The 21,626-nt window shown below is 30.5% G+C and carries 16 protein-coding genes; 14 read left to right on the top strand and 2 right to left on the bottom strand.

What is annotated here, in order from left to right:
* Positions 1-25: 25 nt before the first annotated feature.
* Positions 26-538 (bottom strand): tryptophan transporter, encoded by a 513-nt coding sequence (locus AC5EAH_RS01760; RefSeq protein WP_493493030.1) that lies wholly within the window; start codon positions 536-538, stop codon positions 26-28.
* 92 nt (positions 539-630) lie between these two features.
* Positions 631-1,050 (bottom strand): HIT family protein, encoded by a 420-nt coding sequence (locus tag AC5EAH_RS01765; protein WP_493493031.1) that lies wholly within the window; start codon positions 1,048-1,050, stop codon positions 631-633.
* Positions 1,051-1,177: 127 nt separating this feature from the next.
* On the opposite strand from AC5EAH_RS01765, the gene AC5EAH_RS01770 reads away from it, so the two are divergent.
* The 14 genes from AC5EAH_RS01770 to AC5EAH_RS01835 all read left to right on the top strand — a co-directional run bounded on the left by AC5EAH_RS01770 (position 1,178) and on the right by AC5EAH_RS01835 (position 21,626).
* The gene (locus AC5EAH_RS01770; protein ID WP_493493032.1) at positions 1,178-1,909 is read left to right on the top strand and encodes an ABC transporter ATP-binding protein; all 732 of its coding nucleotides are present in this window, start codon (positions 1,178-1,180) and stop codon (positions 1,907-1,909) included.
* Entirely contained in the window at positions 1,910-3,097 is a 1,188-nt protein-coding gene (locus AC5EAH_RS01775; RefSeq protein WP_493493033.1) for an ABC transporter permease, read from the top strand.
* Between the two features lie 4 nt (positions 3,098-3,101).
* On the top strand, positions 3,102-3,878 hold the full coding sequence (locus AC5EAH_RS01780) for an inositol monophosphatase family protein (RefSeq protein WP_493493034.1): 777 nt from the start codon (positions 3,102-3,104) through the stop codon (positions 3,876-3,878).
* 125 nt (positions 3,879-4,003) lie between these two features.
* Entirely contained in the window at positions 4,004-8,395 is a 4,392-nt protein-coding gene (locus AC5EAH_RS01785; RefSeq protein ID WP_493493035.1) for a PolC-type DNA polymerase III, read from the top strand.
* 182 nt (positions 8,396-8,577) lie between these two features.
* Positions 8,578-9,009 (top strand): MarR family winged helix-turn-helix transcriptional regulator, encoded by a 432-nt coding sequence (locus AC5EAH_RS01790; RefSeq protein WP_493493036.1) that lies wholly within the window; start codon positions 8,578-8,580, stop codon positions 9,007-9,009.
* A complete protein-coding gene (locus AC5EAH_RS01795; RefSeq protein ID WP_493493037.1) occupies positions 9,009-11,159 on the top strand; it encodes an ABC transporter ATP-binding protein in 2,151 nt (716 codons plus the stop codon). Before AC5EAH_RS01790 ends, AC5EAH_RS01795 begins: the two co-directional genes overlap by 1 nt.
* Positions 11,152-12,948, top strand: coding sequence for an ABC transporter ATP-binding protein (locus AC5EAH_RS01800; protein WP_493493038.1), 1,797 nt, complete (start codon positions 11,152-11,154; stop codon positions 12,946-12,948). Before AC5EAH_RS01795 ends, AC5EAH_RS01800 begins: the two co-directional genes overlap by 8 nt.
* Before the next feature lie 169 nt (positions 12,949-13,117).
* Positions 13,118-14,311, top strand: a complete 1,194-nt coding sequence (gltS, locus tag AC5EAH_RS01805; protein WP_493493039.1) for a sodium/glutamate symporter — start codon at positions 13,118-13,120, stop codon at positions 14,309-14,311.
* Positions 14,312-14,323: 12 nt separating this feature from the next.
* Positions 14,324-15,913, top strand: a complete 1,590-nt coding sequence (locus AC5EAH_RS01810) for a peptide ABC transporter substrate-binding protein (protein WP_493493040.1) — start codon at positions 14,324-14,326, stop codon at positions 15,911-15,913.
* A 174-nt stretch (positions 15,914-16,087) separates the two neighbouring features.
* Positions 16,088-17,686 (top strand): peptide ABC transporter substrate-binding protein, encoded by a 1,599-nt coding sequence (locus AC5EAH_RS01815; RefSeq protein ID WP_493493041.1) that lies wholly within the window; start codon positions 16,088-16,090, stop codon positions 17,684-17,686.
* Positions 17,687-17,821: 135 nt separating this feature from the next.
* A complete protein-coding gene (locus AC5EAH_RS01820) occupies positions 17,822-18,748 on the top strand; it encodes an ABC transporter permease (RefSeq protein WP_493493042.1) in 927 nt (308 codons plus the stop codon).
* Between the two features lies 1 nt (position 18,749).
* Positions 18,750-19,679, top strand: a complete 930-nt coding sequence (locus AC5EAH_RS01825; protein ID WP_493493043.1) for an ABC transporter permease — start codon at positions 18,750-18,752, stop codon at positions 19,677-19,679.
* Between the two features lie 12 nt (positions 19,680-19,691).
* Positions 19,692-20,744, top strand: coding sequence for an ABC transporter ATP-binding protein (locus AC5EAH_RS01830; RefSeq protein ID WP_493493044.1), 1,053 nt, complete (start codon positions 19,692-19,694; stop codon positions 20,742-20,744).
* The gene (locus AC5EAH_RS01835) at positions 20,745-21,626 is read left to right on the top strand and encodes an ABC transporter ATP-binding protein (protein ID WP_493493045.1); all 882 of its coding nucleotides are present in this window, start codon (positions 20,745-20,747) and stop codon (positions 21,624-21,626) included.

A 21,626-nucleotide genomic window follows, 5' to 3' on the forward strand; every position in this document is an offset into this window, starting at 1 on the left:
GCTAGTTTTTTCCCAGCCCCTTTTTTTATATTTTAGTAAATACCTTATTAATTACAGGGTAAATAATACTTGTTAACACTGCATTGAATATTGCAGTAGGTATAACTACGACAGCAAATAATGCTAATAATGACTGTAATAAAGTCATATTTAAAACCCAACCACCTAATAAACTAAATAAAGCACCTGAGATAATCGTACCAATAAATACAATTATCACAATTATTTTGACAGTGATGTTTGTGTCAAAATAATTAATAATAGGTTTAATCACTATCATTGTGATTACGATTTGTATTGGATTAATTATTTGTCCATAAGGAAAAGTGGTAAGCAATGCAGTAAAAAATGCTGCAGCGACTGTAATAATAATAAATGATTGTTTATCACGAAACAGTGTCGCGCAGATAAGAATCGTTATTAATAAAACATCAGGTGAAATACCACCGGGGATAGGGATAAGCATTGATAAACTACGTAAAGCAATACCTAAGGCGAATAATAAAGCAATTGATACTAATTTTTTTGTGTTATTCATATTAACACACTCCTCTAAACTCATTTATTCTCTATAATGTACTCGTTACTTATAGCAGAATATAAATAAAGTTTAACTGAATATGAAAAACATTACAAGGCTTCTTTGATTTTTTGACTGATTTCACTCATCTGTTGAGGTGTATAATGTTCACCTTGAGGTTGCCAATGTAAATTAAAGCCATCTTGTTCATCATAGCGTGGAATTAAATGAAAATGAATGTGAAATACTGATTGACCTGCATAAGCATCATTATTTTGTAAAATGTTTAAACCTAAAGGGTTAAAAGCTTGTTTAATCGCTTTAGCGACACGTGGTAAAGCTTTAGCAAGATGTGTCATGTTTTCTTCATCAATTTCAAAGATATTAGTGGCTGCTTTTTTAGGAATGACTAAAGTATGGCCTTTAGTGACTTGTGAAATATCTAAAAAAGCTAAAACATGTTCGTCTTCATAAACTTTATAACTTGGTATTTCTCCAGCAATAATTTTTGAAAAAATAGTTTGTGACATAAGATTTTCTCCTCCTACTAATAATAGGTAAATTATAGCATATTTATCACTTTTTTATTAGTTTTAATTGCCTAATGGTTCAATTTATTGGTACAATAATAATAATTAAATGGAATGGAGAGAAAATATGTTAACTGTCAAGAACTTAACAGGAGGATATGGCCAAACTGCTATTATAAAAAATATTAATTTTGATATAGCTGAAGGTGAGGTCGTTGGTTTGATTGGTTTAAATGGTGCTGGAAAAAGTACAACCATCAAACATATATTAGGTATTTTACAACCTATGTCAGGAAGTATTTCATTGAATGACTTGACATTATCACAACAGCCAGAACAATATAAGCAGCAATTTTCGTATATTCCAGAAACACCTGTACTATATGATGAATTGACTTTGCAAGAACATATTAATATGACGTCATTAGCTTATCGTATACCAAAAGATATTGCAGATCAAAGAGCCAATGAATTATTAAAAACATTTGATTTATTAGAAAAGAAAGATTTTTTTCCAATTTATTTTTCTAAAGGTATGAAACAAAAAGTCATGATTACTTGTGCTTTTTTAGTAGAACCACAACTATTTATTATTGATGAACCTTTTTTAGGTTTGGATCCCATTGCAATTAGTCAATTATTGATGCTTATTCAAAAACAAAAACAACGTGGTGCGAGCATATTGATGTCAACACATATTTTAGCTACTGCTGAAAAATATTGTGATAAATTTTTAATTATTCATAAAGGACAATTAGTAGCACAAGGAACATTAGAAGATTTACGTCAACAGACACAATTACCACATGCTTCATTAGATGATATTTATATTACACTGACAACAGAAGAGGTGAAGTAAATGAATGAATTACTTCACAAAAGATTATTACAAGAAAATAAAGATGTTTTTAAGTATAGTAAGTATATTTTTAATGGCAATTTAATAGGTTTTCTATTTATGTTAAGTTTTATTTTTGCTTACTACTATTTACAATGGTTGCAAACAGTGACAGTTTTTCAAAGTAAATTATTAATTAGTGTTTGTCTCATTATTGTAACGATGGTAATCTTCATGCAGAAAGTGATATTGTTAGTTAAACCAGCAGATATTGTTTTTTTAACTTGTAGAGAAGCAGATTTTAAAGCGGTTTTTAGTCTAACGAGAATTAGATCGTTACTACCACCTATCATATCAATGATGATTGTCAATTTAGTAATATTACCAGTGTTTACTATACATTTGAATTATCAATTATTAATCAATTTGATAGTCATGCAATTAGTTGTATTAATTATTGTTAGAATAGTTTATGAACAACAATTTTATCACCAAAATGTTTTGAAATGGTGGCATTACAGTATGTTGTTAATCATCAGTATAGTATTTTTATTACTGCCGATATGGTATAAAATAAATTATGTATCATTATTTTTATTGTTATTATTATTAGGTAGTGCTATTTTACTGGCCAAAAAACAAAAAACAAAAGCATTAAATTGGGAGAAGATGATTGTTTACGAACAACAAAGAAAGCAAAAACAATATCAACTATTAGCATTATTTGTAGATATTCCACAATTAGCCATTAGAGTACATCGTCGTAAATATTTTGATGTGATGATTAAAGGGTTAACGTCAAAAACAACAAATATGTACTATTATTTATTTGTTAGAAGCTTTTTTAGACAAGAAAATACAATCTTTTTACTTGTACGATTAATGTTATTCGCTATGTTATTAATGTCAGTATTTAAATATGATTTGTTGATTTTATGTATTGGTGTGATGGCAAGTTATTTAGTTTTAATTCAATTACGTACATTAATTAAACAATATGATTATCATCTATGGTTTCAAATTTATCCACAAAATAATACTTTTAAATATACAGCTTTTGATCGATTAATTCGTCAAATTATGTTTGCTGTGATATGTATTATCACTGTTTATAGTTTATTCATTTTGACAGTTAAATGGTATGTTGTGATTTATTTGATAGTGATGATTGTGATTATATTATGGTTAGAAAAAAATAAAAAGGGATGATAAAATGACATTATATCAAGAGGCAAAACAATTAGTTTTACAAGCAGGAGAAATAATTAGACAACAAATACAGGCACATCAAACATTGCATATTGAAACAAAATCTAATGCTAATGATTTAGTTACCAATGTAGATAAAGAAATAGAACATTTTTTTGTTTCTCATATTAAAGCAAAATATCCTAAGCATCATATTTTAGGTGAAGAAGGAAACGGGCATGATTTAGCTACATTAAATAATAAAACAGTGTGGATTATTGATCCAATAGATGGTACTTTAAATTTCGTTCAACAACAACAACATTTTTGTATTTCAGTTGCTATTTTTATTGATGGTCAAGGGAAGTATGGTTTTATTTATGATGTTATGGCAAAATGTTTATATGAGGTAGATAAGGGACATTTCTTTAAAGTCAATGGAGAACTCGTTGATCAACCTGTTACACCGCCTATTAAAGAAGCTTTCTTATCAATTGGTGCTAAGTGGACATTATCAGATGTACAATTGCAAAAATTAGTTGCAGATGTACGAGCAACAAGGGATTATGGTTCGGCAGCATTGTCATTAGCATATGTGGCAAGTAATAATGTACATATTTATATTACAAAGAAAAATTATGCATGGGATTTTGCTGCAGGTGCCATCATGCTTGAACATCAAGGCTATCAATTAACGCAAATAGATGGTAGTGCAGTGTCGTTTTTTGAACAGAATACGATTATTGCCGCACCAACAGCATTACACGAAGTTATTTTAACACAATATCTACCTAAAAAATAATTAATAGAAGTATTAAGCAAGTTAATGTCACTTGTTTAATACTTTATTTTTTTATGTTATTAAGTGGTAAAATGAATTGAGAGATGATAAACTAAATAAACAATGAATAAAAAGTGAGGCAGACAATGAAAAATAACAATCAAAAATTTCGCGTCTTATTAGAGCAATTGTCATTACCATCACTCTTAGATGACGATCAATTTTCTAGTGCGACTATTGAAAAAGTTGTAATTAGTAAAAGTAAAAGACAATTATTTTTTATTTTCCGTTTGAAAGATTTACCAAATGTAGTGCAATGGCATCAATTTCATCAAGCATTGCATAATAGTTTTCAAAATATTGCTAAAGTAGATTATCAATTAGAAATTGCAGATCAGTTGAACAATGAAGTTAAAGATCAATATGTGAAAACGTATTGGCCATTTTTATTAAATGAAGGATTAAATTTAGCAACGAATTTAAAAAAAAGTATTTTAGAAAGAGATATTGTTGTCAATTATCCAAAGATTATTATATCTGCTTTAAATGATAATGAAGCAGCGTTATTAACGGCTAAGTGTCAACATGATATTGTTCATAGTATTGAAAAATTAGGATTAGGAAAATATCATCTTATTTTTGAAGTGAATGAAATTACAGCACAGGAAAAAATTTCTCAACATGAACAAGCACATCATCAATTTATCGAACAAGAAACAGAGAAGTTAAAACAAACCATTTTAGAAAATAAATCAAGAGAACAACAAGATACACAACCAAAACCATACTCAACAAATAGTGGTGGTTATCGTGGCGGTAGAAGAACAACACATGTCACTGCTACCCAAATGGGCAGAGAGATTGATCGTAAAAGAATTCAAAGTATTGAGCATTTAATCGAACCTGAAACAGATGTTGTTTTAGAAGGTTATATTTTTGATATGGACGTGCGTGCATTACGTAATAAAAAACATTTAATCACATTGAAAGTAACTGATTATAGTGATTCGATTGCTGTAAAATTTTTTAATGCACCAGAACAAAAAAATAATCTTAATGAATTAGTTGATCATTTATCTAAAGGACAATGGGTACGTGTTTGTGGTAATTTAGAACCAGATTATTTTACAAAAGAAATGACAGTCATGGTTAAAGATTTAGAGATTGTTAATAAACCAGGTAAAGAAGATACAGCTGATAAAGATAATAAGCGTGTAGAACTACATTTACATTCGAATATGAGTCAATTAGATGGGATTACATCAATTAAAGATTATGTTGCACAAGCAACTAAGTGGGGGCATAAAGCAATTGCTATAACTGATCATTATAATTTACAAGCTTATCCAGATGCAGCACATGCAGCTAAAAAAGCAGGAATTAAAATGATTTATGGTGTAGAGGTCGCACTAGCTAATGATGAAGTACCAATTGCTTATAATGCTAATCAACAAAAGTTAGAAGACGCTACTTATGTTGTTTTTGACGTAGAAACGACAGGTTTATCACCAGAGAATGATAAATTAATTGAAATTGCAGCAATTAAAATGCATCGTGGTGAGATCATTAGTAAATTTGAAAGTTTTATTAATCCAAATGAACCATTAAGTTCATTTACAATAGAATTAACTAAAATTCAAGATTCAGATGTACAAAATGCACCACAAGTAGAAGAGGTAATGACTAATTTCTATAATTGGGTCAATGAAGATGATATTTATGTTGCCCATAATGCATCCTTTGATATGGGTTTTATTAATACAGCTTATGAACGTTTAGGATTCGGTAAAAGTAAAAATGGTGTCATTGATACTTTACAATTATCACGTACCATTAATACTAAAGTCGCAAGACATGGTTTAAATTATTTAGCAAAATATTATCAAATTCCTTTAACGCAACATCATAGAGCGATTTATGATACAGAAACAACATCAAAAATTTTAGTAAAGATGTTAGTACAAATTGAAGCATTAGATATTCATTATCACAATGAATTAAATGATAAATTAGCACAACAAGATGTTTATAAACGTGCTCGACCAACGCACTGTACCATCTTAGTACAAAATAGTATTGGTTTAAAAAATCTTTTCAAAATTGTATCACAATCATTTACAGAAACGTATTATCGCCAACCCATTGTGCTGAAATCAACTTTGAATCAATACCGTGAAGGTTTATTAGTAGGTAGTGCGTGTCAAAACGGTGAATTATTTGAAACGGTGTTACAACAATCAGAAGAAGAAGCACAAAAAATAGCGCAATTTTATGATTATTTTGAAATTCAACCAAAAGATCAGTATGCGAATATGTTAGAACGCGAACTGATTAAAAATGAACAACAATTAGAAGAAACAATGAAAAAAATAATAAAATTAGCTGATAAAATGGATAAGCCAGTAGTTGCTACAGGTAATACGCATTATCTTTACGAACATAGTGCTATTTCTCGACAAATTTTAGTTGCTTCAGATAAAAAGAATCCATTAAGTCGACAAATTCTACCACCTGCACATTTTAGAACAACTGATGAAATGTTGCGAAACTTTTCATTCTTAGGTGAAGCGGATGCGCAACGTGTTGTTGTCACAAATAGTCAAAAAATTGCTGATATGATAGAAGAAGTTAATCCTTTAAAAGATAAATTATATACACCTAAAATAGAAGGTGCAGAAGATACTGTACGTGAGATGAGTTATGCGATGGCTAAAAAAATATATGGTGATAATTTACCACAATTAGTGATTGATCGTTTAGAAAAAGAATTGACATCTATTATTGGTAATGGTTTTGCTGTTATTTATTTAATTTCTCATAAATTGGTAAAAAAATCTTTGGATGATGGGTATTTAGTTGGTTCGCGTGGTTCTGTAGGTTCATCATTTGTAGCAACAATGATGGAAATTACTGAGGTTAATCCTCTGCCACCGCATTATATTTGTTCATCCTGTGGTTATGCTGATTTTGATTTAACTGGTCAATATGGTTCGGGTTTTGATATGCCACAACGTACTTGTGATAAGTGTCAGCAAGAAATGATTCGAGAAGGGCAAGATATTCCTTTTGAAACATTCTTAGGTTTTAAAGGTGATAAAGTACCTGATATTGATTTGAATTTTTCTGGTGAATATCAACCTACTGCACATGCTTTTACGAAAGAAATTTTTGGTGAAGATTATGTTTATCGTGCAGGAACAATCGGAACAATTGCTGAAAAAACAGCTTTTGGGTATGTGAAAAATTATTTAGAAGAACGTAATATTTATAAACGTGGTGCTGAGATTGATCGTCTAGTTTCTGGATGTACAGGAGTTAAACGTACAACAGGGCAACATCCAGGAGGTATTATTGTTATACCAGATTATATGGATGTTTTTGATTTTACACCAATTCAATATCCGGCAGATGATTTAACTGCTGCGTGGCGAACAACTCATTTTGATTTTCATTCAATACATGATAATGTATTGAAATTAGATATTTTAGGTCATGATGATCCAACAATGATTCGTATGCTACAAGATTTAACAGGTATTGATCCTAAAGATGTACCTACTAGTGATCCTGAAGTGATGCAAATATTTCAATCACCCGATATTTTAAATGTTAAAGCATCACAAATTTTTTCTAAAACAGGGACATTAGGTATTCCAGAATTTGGGACAGGTTTTGTTAGAAAAATGTTAGAGGATACTAAACCCACTACTTTTTCTGAATTAGTTCAAATTTCTGGTTTATCCCATGGAACAGACGTATGGTTAGGGAATGCACAAGAATTAATTAATTCTGGTATTTGTCAATTAAGTGATGTTATTGGTTGTCGTGATGATATTATGGTTTACTTGATTTATCAAGGATTAGATGAAAGTCTGGCTTTTAAAATTATGGAATCAGTACGTAAAGGTAAAGGATTAACTGAAGATTTTGAACAAGCAATGAAAGATAAAAATGTACCAGAATGGTATATGGAATCATGTAAAAAAATTAAATATATGTTTCCAAAGGCGCATGCGGCTGCTTATGTGTTAATGGCTATACGTATAGCTTGGTTTAAAGTTCATCGTCCTTTATACTATTATGCTGCTTATTTTACAGTTAGAGCATCAGATTTTGATTTGTTAACTATGACAAAAGGTGCCGCCTCTTTACATGCTAAATTAACTGACATGAATAAAAACTTAGATGAACTTAAAAATAAAGATAAAGATTTAATGACTGTTTTAGAATTAGCTAATGAAATGGTTCAAAGAGGTTTTGCATTTCAAAAAATTAGCTTAGAAAAATCTAGTGCTAATGAATTTATTATTGAAGGTGATAGTTTAATTCCACCTTTTAATTCTATTCCAGGTTTAGGAGATAGTGTAGCTAAACGTTTAGTAGAAGCAAGAGATGAAGCACCATTTTTATCTAAAGAAGAATTGAAAAAACGTGGCGGTGTATCTGATAAAATTATTGACTATTTAACAGAAATGGGTAGTCTAGCAGGTATGCCAGAAAAAGCACAGTTAAGCTTATTTGATGATTTAGAATTTTAACATCTTGGATAATATATTTATATATTGATAGTAAAACTACTTATGATTAGGATATCATGAGTAGTTTTATTGATTGTAATCATTTTTATTCCTGTAATTCATATAGTTAAATTAATTTATTGACAAAGTTAAAAAATAAGTTAAAATAGTTAACGGTATTAACTATTTTTGGAGGTGATATTGTGCATGAACAAGCGATGACATTAGTACATGAACTAAGAAAATCATTGAGTCAATTACATAAGCAGAACCAACATCAATTTAATCGACCGATGTTACATCTATTGAATATGATTGATTGTCATGGTCCGCAGACTATGCATTTATTGAGTGAACATTTAGGTTTAACAAAACCACGTATTACTGTTATTGTAAATCAATTAGTAGCAGAAAATTATTTGACGGTGACAGTAGATGAACAAGACAAACGAAAAAAAAATATTGCATTGACATCACAAGGTAAGCAATTTGTTGAGCAACAGCAACAAAAAACTAAAGCTTTTTTCAATGATGTCTTCGAACATTTTTCGTTAGAAGAACAGCAACAATGGTTGTATTTGTTAACAAAAACAATTGATATTATTAATCACTATGAAGAGAAAGGAGAAAATTAATGACATTATTTAAATATTTGAAACAGTTCAAAGTACCACTATTATTATTAATTATCTTTTTAGGTATTAGAGCAGGTAGTGAATTACAATTACCAAGTTATACAAGTAATATTGTAGATATTGGTATCCAACAAGATGGAATAGAAGATAGTGTTGCAACACAATTAACAGATGAAACGTATCAACTTTTACAATTATTTATGTCAGAAGATGACAAAAAATTAATGGATGAAGCTTATAAAAAAGAACAAAATAGCTATCATTTAAAAATTATTAATAAAGCACAGCATGATCGATTGAATACACTATTATCAAATAGTATGTTAATGCTAAATGGTGCTAAGAAAGAGCATCTTAATTTAAATCAATTAAAACAAGGTATTCAAGCAGGTGTGGTGACACCTAAAATGTTAGAGGAGAATAAACAAAAAATATTAAATAAATTAGGTACACAATCTGATTTTATTGTTCAACAAAATGGTATTTTATTTGTTAAAGATGAATATAAAAAATTAGGTATAAGTATTGATGATCTTCGTCATGCATATTTAAAATCTATGGCAATGAAAATGATTTTATTCACTTTATTATCAGGTGGTGCAAGTATTGTAACGAATTATTTTGCTAGTAGAATCGCAGCCACAGTTGGTAGAAATTTACGTCAACAAATGTATGAAAAAGTTTTAACTTTTTCTAAAAATGAAATAGAGAAATTTTCGATGGCTTCATTAATTACAAGAAGTACGAATGATATTCAACAAATACAAACTACACTAGCTATTTCATTATTTATTGTCTTCTTTTCACCAATTATGGCGATATGGGGAATTTATAAAGTTTTACAAACGAACACGAGTATGACATGGATTATTGCTTTAGGTGTGAGTATTTTAATAGCCACGGTAGGTAGTTTAGTTGCTATTTCTATACCTAAATTTAAAATGATGCAAAAATTAATTGATAATGTTAATTTAGTTAGTCGAGAGATTTTAACAGGTTTATCTGTTATTCGTGTCTTTGGACGCGAAAAATATGAAGAAGAACGCTTTAGTAAAGTGAGTCAATCATTAATGTCAACACAATTATTCGCGAATCGTACAATGGTATTTTTAATGCCTTCGATCATGTTAATTATGAACGGTTTAGGTGTATTAATTATTTGGATTGGTGGGCATCATATTGATAAAGGTACAATTCGAGTAGGTGATATGATGGCTTTTTTAACTTATACGATGCAAATTGTAATGTCATTTTTAATGTTAACAATGTTATCGACAATGTTACCACGTGCGACAGTTGCAGCTAATCGTGTTAATGAAGTATTAAATACTGAATTAACAATTGTAGATAGTATGGAAACACAAGATGACTTATTAAATGATGTGAAAGGCATTATCCGTTTTGACAATGTATCTATTACATTTTCAGAAGCAGAAAGTCCTATATTAAAAAACATTTCATTTCAAGCTAATCCAGGAGAAACAACAGCAATTATCGGAAGTACGGGGAGTGGGAAATCAACTTTAATTAATTTAATTCCAAGATTCTTTGATGTAACTGAAGGACGTATTACAATTGATGGTGTAGATATTCGACAAGTATCTTTAGAAAAATTAAGAAGTATTCAAGGTTTAGTACCACAAAAAGGTGTTTTATTTAGTGGAACTATTGCAGATAATATTAAATTTGGTAATGATCAAATGTCACAAGATGAGATGTTATTTGCTGCAGAAGTATCACAAGCATTAGATTTTATTAACAGTAAAGAAGAAGACTTTAATTCAGCTATTGCACAAGGTGGTAGTAATGTATCAGGTGGACAAAAGCAACGTCTATCCATTGCACGTGCAATTGCAAGACGACCTAAAATTTTATTGTTTGATGATAGTTTCTCAGCACTAGATAATAAAACTGAAGTTAAATTAAGAAATAGTTTACGTCAGCATATGAAAGATGCAACAACTATTATAGTCGCACAACGTATTTCTACAATTTTACATGCGGATAATATTATCGTATTAAATAATGGTGAAATTGTGGGTCAAGGACAACATCAAGAATTATTAGCTAATTGTAAAACTTATCAACAAATTGCTGAAAGTCAGTTAAGTGCAGAAGAGTTATTGAAAGGAGGTCAACGTCATGTCTAATCACTCAAAACATCGCCGACCACGTTCTAAAAACTTTAAAGCAACTATGTTACGTATTTTATCTTTGATTTTTAAAACTTATCGTTGGCAAATGCTAGCTATTATTGTTTTTGCCTTGTTAGGAACATTATTTAATATTCTTGGACCTAAAATTATGGGGCATGCCACAACGACATTATTTGATGGCTTAATTGATAAAATTAAAGGTACAGGAACAATTAATTTTACTAAAATAGGTACGATTTTAGTATGGGTTATGGGATTATACATTATTTCGGCTATCTTTATGTCTTTACAAGGTTGGTTAATGACAACAGTGTCTCAACAATTTTCGTTCAAATTAAGACAGCAAATAACGCAAAAAATTAATCGTTTACCAATGGGATATTTTGAACAACGCACAGTAGGTGATGTATTATCTAGAATTACTAATGATGTTGATACTTTAGGACAAGGTTTGAATCAGAGTATCACACAATTAATTACAAGTATTACGACTATTTTAGGTGTTGTACTAATGATGTTCACTATTAATCCAATAATGGCAAGTGTAGCATTAGTTGCATTACCTTTATCGGGATTATTGATAAGTATTTTAACAAAAGTAAGTCAAAAATACTTTGTTCAACAACAACAATCATTAGGTGAAGTTAATGGTCAAGTTGAAGAAAGTTATGCTGGTCAAAATGTTATTGTAGCTTTTAATCATCAACAACAAGATTTTAAAACATTCAAAGAAAAGAATCATGTTTTATATACCTCAGCTTGGAAATCCCAGTTTTTATCTGGATTAATGTTTCCATTAATTAATTTTATAGGTAATTTAAGTTATATTAGTATTGTTGTAACAGGAAGTATTTTAGTAGCTAGAAAAGCAATTGGTGTTGGTGATATTCAAGCATTTATACAATATGTTAGATTTTTCACGCAACCAATAGGTCAATTAGCACAAGTGATGAATATGTTACAAAGTATGGCAGCAGCTGCAGAACGTGTATTTGAGTTTTTAGATGAGACAGAAGAATTACCTATTAAAGATGAAATTATACCGATGAATAAAACAGGTGTTGTGGATTTTGAACATGTAAAATTTGGTTACAAGCCAGATGAAATGATTATTAATGACTTTAATATTCATGTAGAACAAGGTCAAACAATTGCTATTGTCGGACCAACAGGTGCTGGTAAAACAACAATGGTAAAATTATTAATGCGTTTTTATGATGTCAATCAAGGTCAGATTAAGATAGATGGGCATCTTATTACGCAATTACCACGCCCCTATTTACGTGATTATTTCACTATGGTATTACAAGATACATGGTTATTTAAAGGAACAATAATGGAAAATATTCGATATGGTCGTTTAAATGCCACTGATGAAGAAGTAATAGAAGCAGCAAAAGCTGCACATGCTCACCATTTCATTCAAACTTTACCGAATTGTTATCAAATGGAATTAAATGAAGATGCTACTAATATTTCTCAAGGGCAAAAACAATTATTAACGATTGCACGTGCTATCTTAGCTGATAAACCAATTTTAATTTTAGATGAAGCAACATCAAGTGTAGATACAAGAACAGAGCGTTTGATTCAAGAAGCTATGAATCGTCTAATGGAAGGAAGAACGACTTTTGTTATCGCACATCGATTGTCTACCATTAAAAATGCTGATGTTATTTTAGTATTAAAAGATGGTGATATTATTGAACAGGGAAATCATGAACATTTAATTCAAAAAAATGGATTTTATGCGGAATTATATCAAAGTCAATTTGAAGTTTAAATCAAGTGACTGCACTTATAAAAGAGTGCGGTCACTTGATTTTATTTATATTGATTGCTGTTTAAAATAGTAGAATGTTCATGATTATTAACAAATATTTTTGACCTCATACTATAAAAATGATATATTTTAACAGAAATACATATATTTTAAGTAGGAGGTAAGTTAAATGTTTCAAATAAAATTAGATATGGTACAAACGATAGGTTTATCTGTAGTTTTACTAATCATAGGTCAATATTTAAAACATTATGTAAAGATATTTCAAAAATATTGTATTCCATCTCCCGTTATAGGTGGTTTCTTATTTGCCGCAATAAGTTTTGGCTTACATCATGCAAATATTTTAATGTTTGATTTTGATGCAACGTTACAAAAGTTTTTTATGACGATGTTTTTTACAAGTATTGGTTTTAATGCCAGCTGGAAAATTTTAAAACGCGGTGGGACAAAAGTATTTATCTTTTTAATTTTGGCAATCTTATTAGTAATTTGTCAAAATATCGTAGCAGTTGGTATTTCTAAATTATTAGGGATTAATCCGCTATTAGGTTTATTAACAGGTTCAGCAGCTATGACAGGTGGTCATGGTACAGCGGCAGCGATGGCACCTTCAATAGAAGCTTTAGGTATAGAAGGTGCTAAAAGTGTTGCTATTGCAGCGGCAACTTTTGGTTTAGTAGCTGGTTCAACATTAGGGGGGCCATTAGCTCAACGTTTAATTCAAAAAAAGAAATTAGTTATTGAGGCAGAGCAATCTAAAGAAGATGCTTCAGGTTTGATTGAAGGGCATGTAAAAGACCTAAATGGTGAAAATTTTGCTAAAGCATTTTTTATCATTTTGATTTCAATGTTTATTGGTAGTTACTTATCGGAATATTTAAATCAATTTTTAAGTTTCCCAGCATACATCGGTCCAATGTTAATTGCAGCGATATTAAGAAATATTGCTGATGGCACAGCATTGTTTGATATTCATTATGAAGAAATTCATATTATTGAAGATGTATCGTTGAATTTATTTTTAGGTGTAGCAATGATGACATTGAAGTTTTGGGAGTTATCAAGTGTTGCAGGTGCATTAATTGTGTTATTACTAGCACAAGCGGTATTAGCTTATCTATTTACTTATTACATAACATTTAAAATTATGGGCGCTAATTATGATGCGGCGGTTATGGCTTCAGGACATGTTGGTTTTGGCTTAGGTTCAACTGCTAATGGTATTGCTAATATGCAAAGTATTAGTCAAAAGTATGTTCACTCACCAATTGCATTTTTTGTTATTCCAATTATAGGTGCATTATTTATTGACTTTTTCAATGTTGCAATTATTACGACATTTATTTCATTCTTTTCTTAGGAGGCAGTATTAGTGAAAAAGAAAGTTAAAAATTTATTGATATTAAGTCTAGCAGCTAGCACGACATTAATGGGATGTCAGCCTGTATCGCAACAAGAACAACATAAAGTTTTAAATTTAGCTTTTACTTCAGATCCACCAACATTGAATCCTAGTTTAGCTGCTGATATTACATCATCTGCAGTGGCAGACAATTTATTTGAAGGATTAACACGTGTATCTAGTAAAGGGCAAGTGGATTTAGCAGGTGCAGAAAGTATTGAAAAACAAGACAATGGTCGTGTATGGATTTTTAAATTACGTCATGATGCAAAATGGACAAATGGTGATCCAGTAACAGCTAAAGACTATGTTTTTTCATGGAAATGGGTGTTAGATCCTAAAAATGCTGCGAATGCTGCGTATAAATTATATGATATTAAAGGTGCGGAAGCATTTAATAAAGGAACTGGAAATATTAACGATGTAGGTGTGCTTGCATTAGATGATTATACATTACAAGTTACGTTAAATACTTCAGTACAGTATTTTGATCAAATGTTATCTAATTCAGTGTTTTTCCCATTGCATCAAAAAACAGTGGAACAATATCCAAAATGGTATACTTCAGTGGATCATTTTGTTTCTAATGGTGCTTTTCAATTAGCAGAATATCAAACAAATAAACATTTAATGTTAACTAAAAACAAACAATATTACGATCATAAAGATGTTGATTTAGATCAAGTTATGATTAATATTATTCCGGATGAGAATACAGCCTATAACATGTATACAGCAGGTGAATTAGATGTGTTAGGTAGTCCCTATAATAAAGTGTCTACTGAAATTATTGATAAAGTAAAAACAACAGAAGAATATACGAATTTTGATAATTACGGTTTATATTTGTATAAGTTCAATACAAATGATAAATACGTAAATAATATACATATTCGTCGTGCTTTATCTTATGCAATTAATCGTCAAGATATTGTAACTAATATTACTAAAGCTGGTGAAAAAGTTGCTTTGAGTGCTGTACCACAATTTAATCATCAATTGTTTAAAGATAATAATATCGAACAAGCAAAAAAAGAATTAGCTATTGGAATGAAAGAATTAGGTATCAGTCAACCACAAGATATTAAATTAACAATTTCATATAATCGTATTGAAGTACATGCTAAAATTGCGCAACATATTCAACAACAATGGCAAAAAGAATTGGGTGTTAATGTTGAGTTGAATAATGCTGAATGGAAAGTTTATCTTGATCAAGTACGTAAAGGACAATTACAAATTATGCGTGCTGGATGGCCAGCTGACCGTTCAGATCCGGCTAATTTCATTGATATGTATCAAGATGTTAAAAGTGGGGATAATAATACAGGATGGCATAATCAACAATTCAGTGATTTAATTGCTAAAGCTAAGAGCGAAGGTGATGAAGTCAAACGTAATGAATTGTTAAAATCAGCAGAAAAAATATTAATAGATGAAGCACCAATTACACCTATTTATTTTTATGTAACTCCAACTTTAAAAAAATATTACATCAAAGATTATCAATCAACATTGTTAGGTAATGTCTATTTAAAAGATGTTAAATTAGATAAATAAAGTTATTCATGGGGCTGGGAAAAAACTAGCCCCTTATTATTTTTTAACACTATAATATATCAGATAATTTAAAATATTTTCAAAAATACATGGACAAAAGGTATAAATATATGGTAAATTATTTTATAAACTGATGTGTCTTATATGACAATCGTTAAATTAGGAGGTAAAGAAATGAAAAAACAATTAAAAACAGTTGGTGTAGCTTTAGCTACGACAACATTAATTTTGACAGCTTGTGGCTCAAATAATAATGGTGCTAGCGCAGATAAAAAAACAATTAATTTATCATTTACATCTGATCCACCAACATTAAACCCAGGGTTATCAACTGATACAACTTCTGCAGCGTTAGCAGATAATTTATTTGAAGGTTTAACGCGTGTAGCTAAAGATGGTAAAGCTGACTTAGCAGGTGCAGAAAGTATTGAAAAACAAGACAATGGTCGTGTATGGATTTTCAAATTACGTAAAGATGCTAAATGGTCAAATGGTGAAGCTGTAACAGCAAAAGATTATGTTTTTGCTTGGAAATGGGTATTGAATCCAGCTAATCAATCAGAAGCAGCTTACAAATTATATGATATTAAAGGTGCTGAAGCCTTTAATGGTGGTAAAGGTAAAGTAGAAGATGTAGGTGTTGAAGCAGTAGATGACACAACATTAAAAGTAACTTTAAACTCACCAGTACAATATTTTGATCAAGTGGTAACAAATGCTTCATTTTTCCCAGTTAATCAAAAAGTTGTAGAATCAAATGCTAAATGGTATACAAAACCAGAAACATTTGTATCAAATGGTGCATTTAAATTAACAAGTTATTCACCAAATAAAGAATTAACATTAGCTAAAAATGATAATTACTATGACAAATCAAATGTAGATTTAGATGAAGTTAAAATTAATATTGTAACAGACGAAAATACAGCATTTTCTATGTATAATGCAGGGGAGTTAGATGTTGTAGGTGATCCTTACAATACGATTGCAACAGATGCAATGGAGCAAGCTAAAAAATCTCCAGAATATAAAGCAAATAAAAAAGATGCTGTATACATGTACAAATTTAATGCAGAAAAAGAATTTGTTAAAAACCAACATATCCGTCGTGCATTGTCATATGCTATCGATCGTAAAGCAATTGTAGATAACATCACAAAAGCAGGTCAACAACCAGCTGCTGGTTTTGTACCATCATTCGATAGTAAACTATTTAAAGATCATGATGTAGAATTAGCTAAAAAAGAATTAGCAGAAGGCTTGAAAGAGTTAGGTTTAGCTAACGCAAGTGATATTAAATTAACAATTTCATATAATACGAGTGAAGGTCATGCGAAAATTGCCCAAGCAATTCAAGAACAATGGAAACAAGTATTAGGTGTAACAGCAGAGTTAAGTAATGCTGAGTGGAAAGTATTCTTAGATCAAGTACATAAAGGTGACCTACAAGTGATGCGTGCTGGTTGGTCAGCAGATTACTCAGATGCAACAAATTACTTAAATATGTTTTCTGAAGTATCAAATGGTGATAACAATACAGGATGGCATAGTGATGAATACACTGAGTTATTAAATAAAGCAAAAGAAGAAACTGATGCTACAAAACGTGAAGCATTGTTAAAATCAGCAGAAAAAATTATCGTAGATGAAGCACCAATTGCACCACTTTACTACTATGTAACACCAACGATGACGAAAGAATATGTTAAAGGTTTTGAACAAACACCATTAGGTAATGTTTACTTGAAAGATATTAAAATCGAAAAAAAATAAAATAACAGGTAAGTGAAGATAGGATTAGGATAACTTCTAATCCTATCTTACTGCTTAAATTAAATGGTTGATTTTTTAATTTAGTCTATTATAAAATGGTGAAATAGTGTTTATAAAAATAAAGGAGTGAATAAAATGGGTAAATATATAGGGAAACGTTTAATTTCTATTGTAATTACATTATTTTTAATTATTACAATTACCTTTTTCTTAATGCGTATTGCGCCTGGTAGTCCATTTACGCAAGAAAGACAATTACCGGCCGAAATTTTAGAAAACTTAAATCGACAATATGGTTTAAATAATCCATGGTATATTCAATACAAAGATTATTTACTTAATATTTTACAGTTTGATTTCGGTACATCAACAAAATATCGTGATGTAACAACTAATTCATTAATTGCTTCTGGTTTCCCAGTGTCAGCAATGTTAGGTGCAGAAGCTATTTTTCTAGCTGTGAGTTTTGGGGTAATGATTGGTACAGTTTCAGCATTGTATCATAATAAATGGCAAGATTATGCTTTAAGTATTTTTGCTGTTTTAGGTATTTCAGTACCAAGTTTTATCATGGCTTCATTATTACAATATGTTTTTGCAGTTAAGTTAAATCTGTTTCCAGTAGCAAGTTGGAATGGTTTTATTTATTCAGTGTTACCAGCGATTGCTTTGTCTTTATCACCAATGGCCTATATTGCTAAGTTGACACGTTCAAGTATGTTAGAACAATTAGGTGCAGAATATATTAAAATGGCAAGAGCAAAAGGAATGTCAAAAGAAACAATTATATTTAAACATGCCTTAAGAAATGCGATTATGCCTGTATTAACGTATTTAGGTCCTTTAACGGCAGCTGTATTAACAGGTAGTTTTGTTGTAGAGAAAATCTTTAGTATTCCAGGATTAGGAAAACATTTCGTAGAAGCAATAACGAACCGTGATTATTCTGTTATTATGGGTACAACTGTTTTCTATAGTATTATTTTATTATGCTCAATTTTAATTGTAGATATTTTATATAGTTTTGCAGATCCACGTATTAAACTGAAAGGAGGCAAATAATATGCAATATAATAACGAAAGTCAAATTCCATTAGAAAAATTTGAAATTGTTGGAACACAACAGCAACAGGCAGAACGTTTAGATAAAAAAACTTTATCTTTTTGGTCAGAAGTATTTAGACGATTTTTACAAAATAAATTAGCCGTTGTAGGTGCAATTATTGTTATGTTAATTACTTTATTTGCCATTTTCGGTCCTTATTTAGTATCGTTTTCTTATTCTGAACAAACAGGTATTTATAATCAAGCACCAAGTGCGACACATTGGTTTGGTACAGATGATTTAGGTCGTGATATTTTTGTACGTATTTGGTACGGTGCAAGAATTTCTATTGCTATTGGTTTGATTGCTGCATTTTTAGATGTAGTAATTGGTGTTGTTTATGGTGCCACAGCAGGTTTACGAGGTGGAAAAACAGATAATATAATGATGCGTTTTGCTGATATTTTATCAGCAGTACCTTATTTATTAGTCGTTATTTTACTATTAGTTGTTTTAAAACAAGGGTTGATACCAATGGTTCTAGCTTTAACAATTACTGGGTGGATTAATATGGCACGTATCGTACGTGGTGAAGTATTAACAATTAAAAATAATGAATATGTGTTAGCATCACGCACATTAGGCGCTAATACATGGCATATTTTAATTAAACATATTATTCCTAATGCAATGGGTGCTATTATTGTAACAATGACATTGACAGTACCAAGTGCTATTTTTACTGAATCATTTTTAAGTTATTTAGGTTTAGGTATACAGCAACCATTCCCATCTTGGGGAACAATGGCTTCAGAAGGTGTTGCTGCGTATCAATATTATCCTTGGCGTTTATTTTTCCCAGCTTCATTCATTTGTTTAACAATATTTGGTTTTAATGCAGTCGGTGATGGTTTGCGTGATGCATTGGATCCGAAATTACGTAAATAGGAAGGTGAAAAAATGACGAAAATTTTAGAAGTTAATAATTTACATATCAATTTTCATACTTATGCTGGGATTGTACATGCTGTAAGAGGTGTTAGTTTTTCATTGAAAAAAGGTGAGACACTAGCTATTGTAGGTGAATCAGGTTCAGGGAAATCTGTGACAAGTAATGCAATTATGCGTTTAATTCCTCAACCACCTGGTGATTATGCACAAGGTGAGATTTTATTTGAAGGACAAGATATACTAAAATTATCAGAACAACAAATGCAAACGATTCGTGGAAAAGATATTGCGATGATTTTCCAAGATCCAATGACATCGTTAAACCCAACAATGAAAGTGGGTAAACAAATCGATGAAGTATTAATTAAGCATTTACAAATGTCTAAAGAAGCTGCACAAAAACGTGCAATAGAGTTATTAGATTTAGTAGGTATTCCTTATCCAGAGAAAAGATATCATCAATATCCGCATGAATTTTCTGGAGGTATGCGTCAACGTGCTGTTATTGCGATTGCGCTAGCAACTAATCCTAAATTATTAATTGCTGACGAACCAACAACAGCTTTGGACGTTACAATTCAAGCGCAAATTTTAGAACTAATGAAAAAAATTCAAAAAGAATTTGATACAGCTATTATTTTTATTACACATGACTTAGGTGTTGTTGCAAATGTTGCAGATAGAGTAGCCGTAATGTATGCGGGTCAAATTGTCGAAGAAGGTACAGTTGATGATATTTTTTATGACCCACGTCATCCATATACATGGGGATTACTATCTTCAATGCCTGATTTAGATAATCAAAAACGAGAGCCATTGCGTGCTATTATTGGAACGCCACCAAACTTAATTGATCCACCTAAAGGTGATGCATTTGCACCACGAAATCCTTATGCTATGGCAATTGATTATGAACAAGAGCCACCAATGTTTTCGGTAAGTGAAACGCATCGTGCTAAAACTTGGTTATTACATAAAGATGCGCCAAAAGTAGAACGTCCAAAAGAAGTGCAAGCACGTATTAATAAACGTGGTTTACAAAAACAAGAGGAGGCGAAATAAATGGCTAAAAAATTATTAGAAATAAAAAATTTAAAACAGTATTTTGGTTCGCCACAAAATCCAATTAAAGCAGTAGACGGTATTTCTTTTGATATTTATGAAGGTGAAACTTTAGGTTTAGTAGGTGAATCAGGTTCAGGTAAATCTACAACAGGTCGAAGTATTATTCGATTATATGATATTACTGATGGACAAGTGTTATTTGAAGGTAAGGACGTTCAAGCAGCAATGTCTCGTAAAGAAGTATTGAATTTTAATAAAGAAATGCAAATGATATTCCAAGACCCTTATGCTTCATTAAATCCAAGAATGACAGTAAAAGAAATTTTATCTGAACCATTTGATATTCATCATATGTATTTAAATAAAGCAGAACGTGAAGTAAAACTTTATGAATTATTAGAATCAGTTGGGTTAAATAGAGAACATATTAATCGTTATCCACATGAATTTTCTGGTGGGCAACGTCAACGTATCGGTATCGCACGTGCATTAGCATTAGACCCAAAATTTATTATTGCAGATGAACCTATCTCAGCATTAGATGTTTCGATTCAAGCACAAGTGGTTAATTTGTTAAAAGAATTGCAAATGGAACGTAATTTAACTTATTTATTCATTGCACATGATTTATCAATGGTTAAATATATTTCAGATCGTATTGCAATTATGCATCGTGGTCACATTGTAGAAATAGGGCCAGCAGACGATATTTATAACAATCCACAACATAGTTATACAAAATCTTTATTATCAGCTATTCCTTTACCAGACCCTGATTATGAACGTCAACGTGTTCGATATAGTTATGAAGAAGGTCATGAAGATTTTGTTAATCAACAATTAGTAGAAGTCTCACCAGGACATTTTGTACTTAAATAA

The sequence above is a fragment of the Staphylococcus sp. B1(2026) genome (genome assembly GCF_058895785.1).

What these genes read in the sequence shown, in the direction of transcription:
- AC5EAH_RS01830 (WP_493493044.1), top strand. Translation starts at nt 19,692, where the DNA reads ATGACGAAAATTTTAGAAGTTAATAATTTACATATCAATTTTCATACT.
- gltS (WP_493493039.1), top strand. Translation starts at nt 13,118, where the DNA reads ATGTTTCAAATAAAATTAGATATGGTACAAACGATAGGTTTATCTGTA.
- AC5EAH_RS01835 (WP_493493045.1), top strand. Translation starts at nt 20,745, where the DNA reads ATGGCTAAAAAATTATTAGAAATAAAAAATTTAAAACAGTATTTTGGT.
- AC5EAH_RS01815 (WP_493493041.1), top strand. Translation starts at nt 16,088, where the DNA reads ATGAAAAAACAATTAAAAACAGTTGGTGTAGCTTTAGCTACGACAACA.
- AC5EAH_RS01770 (WP_493493032.1), top strand. Translation starts at nt 1,178, where the DNA reads ATGTTAACTGTCAAGAACTTAACAGGAGGATATGGCCAAACTGCTATT.
- AC5EAH_RS01780 (WP_493493034.1), top strand. Translation starts at nt 3,102, where the DNA reads ATGACATTATATCAAGAGGCAAAACAATTAGTTTTACAAGCAGGAGAA.
- AC5EAH_RS01775 (WP_493493033.1), top strand. Translation starts at nt 1,910, where the DNA reads ATGAATGAATTACTTCACAAAAGATTATTACAAGAAAATAAAGATGTT.
- AC5EAH_RS01760 (WP_493493030.1), bottom strand. Translation starts at nt 538, where the DNA reads ATGAATAACACAAAAAAATTAGTATCAATTGCTTTATTATTCGCCTTA.
- AC5EAH_RS01800 (WP_493493038.1), top strand. Translation starts at nt 11,152, where the DNA reads ATGTCTAATCACTCAAAACATCGCCGACCACGTTCTAAAAACTTTAAA.
- AC5EAH_RS01820 (WP_493493042.1), top strand. Translation starts at nt 17,822, where the DNA reads ATGGGTAAATATATAGGGAAACGTTTAATTTCTATTGTAATTACATTA.
- AC5EAH_RS01785 (WP_493493035.1), top strand. Translation starts at nt 4,004, where the DNA reads ATGAAAAATAACAATCAAAAATTTCGCGTCTTATTAGAGCAATTGTCA.
- AC5EAH_RS01765 (WP_493493031.1), bottom strand. Translation starts at nt 1,050, where the DNA reads ATGTCACAAACTATTTTTTCAAAAATTATTGCTGGAGAAATACCAAGT.
- AC5EAH_RS01795 (WP_493493037.1), top strand. Translation starts at nt 9,009, where the DNA reads ATGACATTATTTAAATATTTGAAACAGTTCAAAGTACCACTATTATTA.
- AC5EAH_RS01825 (WP_493493043.1), top strand. Translation starts at nt 18,750, where the DNA reads ATGCAATATAATAACGAAAGTCAAATTCCATTAGAAAAATTTGAAATT.